The organism is Microcystis sp. M_OC_Ca_00000000_C217Col (assembly GCF_007095585.1).
Taxonomy (GTDB): Bacteria; Cyanobacteriota; Cyanobacteriia; order Cyanobacteriales; family Microcystaceae; genus Microcystis; species Microcystis panniformis.
Map to the genome: position 1 here is coordinate 1 of NZ_SFBV01000211.1, position 3,093 is coordinate 3,093.

The 3,093-nt window shown below is 44.9% G+C and carries 1 protein-coding gene and 2 pseudogenes; 1 reads left to right on the forward strand and 2 read right to left on the reverse strand.

Annotation, left to right across the window (positions count from 1 at the left end):
* Positions 1-315 (forward strand): annotated as a pseudogene (locus EWV66_RS12685) (hypothetical protein); the annotation flags it as partial.
* 221 nt (positions 316-536) lie between these two features.
* On the opposite strand, the gene dnaK reads toward EWV66_RS12685, so the two are convergent.
* Positions 537-2,441, reverse strand: a complete 1,905-nt coding sequence (gene dnaK / locus EWV66_RS12690; protein WP_287107608.1) for a molecular chaperone DnaK — start codon at positions 2,439-2,441, stop codon at positions 537-539.
* A 542-nt stretch (positions 2,442-2,983) separates the two neighbouring features.
* A pseudogene (locus EWV66_RS12695) lies at positions 2,984-3,093 on the reverse strand (IS630 family transposase); the annotation flags it as partial.

A 3,093-nucleotide genomic window follows, 5' to 3' on the forward strand; every position in this document is an offset into this window, starting at 1 on the left:
GCAATCATAAAAAGCAAATCCCCAACATTTATCAAGCAATTATTTTTATTAGTAAATATTCTACACGACTCAGTCCAGATAAGCAAGATGGCTTACCACTACTACCGAATCACTACCAAGGGTGGTTCTCTCAGTCTCAGAAGAGAAGATTGGGCTGGTAGTTCTGCTTTAGATACAGCCATCTATCAAGGAAGTGACTTAATTGGAGTAGTTCAAGATAACACCAGTATTCAGTTAACCAGTTATTACTTTAACGGCTCTTCGGTTTGTGTTATGCAATGGACAGGGGTTATAAGGGATGGAACCCTTATATAGAAAGGCATTTAGCGATTTTTGTTAATTGTTTTTTGTCTAGAGCGAACTAATCAATTAAATCTCTTGCCAGATAAGGATTTAGTCGATTTATGCTTGTTTAGTTATCTTGGTAGCGATGGGTTGACGTAGGGAAACCCTGATGTGGTTTATCTTTAAGAAAGCTGCAACAAAAAAAGGACACAAGGTAACTTGTGTCCTTCCCGAAGCTAAGAACTTAATTTTTATTTAGCGTCGGAGAATTCCGCATCGATGACATCATCGCCACCACCAGCACCACCAGAGGGGCCATTGTTATCATTGCCACCGGTGGGATTGCTAGGGGGCGCTTGCTGATACATACTGCTACCGATCGCGTAGAGGGCTTGTTGTAATTCCGGTAGGATGGTTTTGATCTTACCATCATCGTCTTGAGCGATCGCTTCTTTCAGGTCTTTAATCAACCCTTGGGCTTTATTTTTCTCGGATGGGGGAACCTTATCGCCTAACTCTTCCAACTGCTTCTCAGCTTGATAAACCAGGGAATCAGCTTGATTTTTGCGTTCAATGCGTTCGCGACGTTCCTTATCCACCGAGGCGTTCGATTCTGCCTCATTTACCATGCGTTCCACTTCATTTTGGGGCAAGGTAGAAGCGCCGGTGATGCTGATCGATTGTTCTTTTCCTGTACCTTTATCCTTAGCGGTGACATTGAGAATACCGTTAGCATCGATGTCGAAAACCACTTCGATTTGAGGCACACCACGAGGAGCGGGAGGGATGCCATCGAGTCGGAAAGTTCCCAAACTCTTGTTATCTTTGGCCATTTCCCGTTCCCCTTGCAGGACGTGGATTTCCACGTTAGTTTGTCCATCCACTGCCGTGGAGAAAACTTCCGATTTTTTGGTGGGAATAGTGGTGTTGCGGGGAATAATCCGCGTCATCACACCGCCGAGGGTTTCCACACCCAAAGACAAGGGCGAAACATCAAGCAGAAGAATATCTTTGACTTCACCGGCGAGAACACCACCTTGAATAGCGGCGCCGACGGCTACCACTTCATCGGGGTTAACGCTTTGGTTAGGATCTTTGCCCAGAACTTTTTTAACTAATTCCTGGACGGCGGGAATCCGGGTTGAACCACCGACGAGAACCACTTCATCGAGGGCAGATTTATCGATTTTGGCATCACGGATGGCGTTTTCGACGGGAATCCGACAGCGATCAATTAAATCGGCGCAAATTTCCTCAAATTTAGCTCTAGTTAAAGTGGTATCTAGGTGTTTTGGTCCTTCGGCGGTAGCGGTGATAAAGGGCAGGTTAATTTCCGCTTGGGTAACGCTAGAAAGCTCAATTTTGGCTTTTTCTGCCGCTTCCGTGAGACGTTGCAGGGCTTGTTTATCTTGACGGAGATCTATTCCTTCAACTTTTTTGAATTCTCCGGCTAGATAATCGACGATTTTTTTATCGAAGTCATCACCACCGAGATGAGTATCTCCAGAGGTAGCAAGAACTTCAAAGACACCATCACCCACTTCTAGAACCGATACGTCAAAGGTTCCCCCACCCAAGTCAAAAACGAGAATGGTTTCGTTAGCTTTTTTGTCTAATCCGTAGGCAAGAGAGGCGGCGGTGGGTTCGTTGATAATGCGGAGAACTTCAACCCCAGCAATTCTCCCGGCATCTTTGGTGGCTTGACGTTGGGAGTCATTAAAATAAGCGGGTACGGTGATGACTGCTTGGGTAACGGTTTCGCCGAGGTATTTACTGGCATCCTCCACCAGTTTCCGCAGTACCTGGGCGGAAATTTCTTCGGGGGAGAATTGTTTGCCCTGGGCGGGACAGTCTAATTTAACGTTGCCGTTGCCGTCCTGGAGAGTTTTGTAGGATACTTCTGTGGCTTCGTTGGTAACTTCGTTGAATTTCCGGCCGATGAAGCGTTTGACGGAATAAAAGGTATTTTGCGGGTTCATTACCGCTTGACGTTTGGCGATTTGTCCTACTAGGCGATCGCCACTTTTGGCGTAGGCGACGACTGAGGGCGTAGTTCTAAACCCTTCGGCGTTGGCGATAACGGTGGGTTTACCCCCTTCCATAACCGCGACGCAGGAGTTAGTCGTCCCTAAGTCAATTCCAACTACTTTTCCCATAATCTTTGTGCTGCTCCGATACAACTTATAGTGACTTCTAGAATCGGAACTGTACTCGGTTTTTAGGCGATACCCACCCCTATCAGTTCCTTTGTTATCTCTATAGTGCAAAATAACCCCGCTTTCTTGATAGTGTAGGTATCCGAACCTTTTTGGTAGTATTGCTAATGTCAGTTCGGGATCAAAGAGTTAGTGGTGAAGGAAAGGAGTCAGAAGTGAGACAAACTCTTAGTTCTTACCACTCCATGCTCGCTCTCCTTGGTTTCCCTGGAGTGGTGGTGGAAATCCCTCACTTCCTCTCTTTTAAGTAGAAAATATGAATCTCAGACATCAAGATCATTACCATAGTTCAGAAATTTACCGCACTTTACGGCTCTTCTCGACTTTGTGTGATAATTTTTGCTTATGGAATCGTGAAATGCTTATCGGGCAATACTTTTAGGGCTATTTTGCGGAAGAAAGTATCAGTATAGACCTCGTTTCCACACAGAAACCAGAAGAGCCACTTTACTTTATTAATAACTGAAAGATCGTGCTATACTTTAGACGTTCATAATCTGAGATTTATTAAACTTCTGAAATCGTAGAGTCAGCAAGGAATCCAGTTCTTTTTTATGTTTCAAATGGGCATCATTCAAACATTCATAAATGG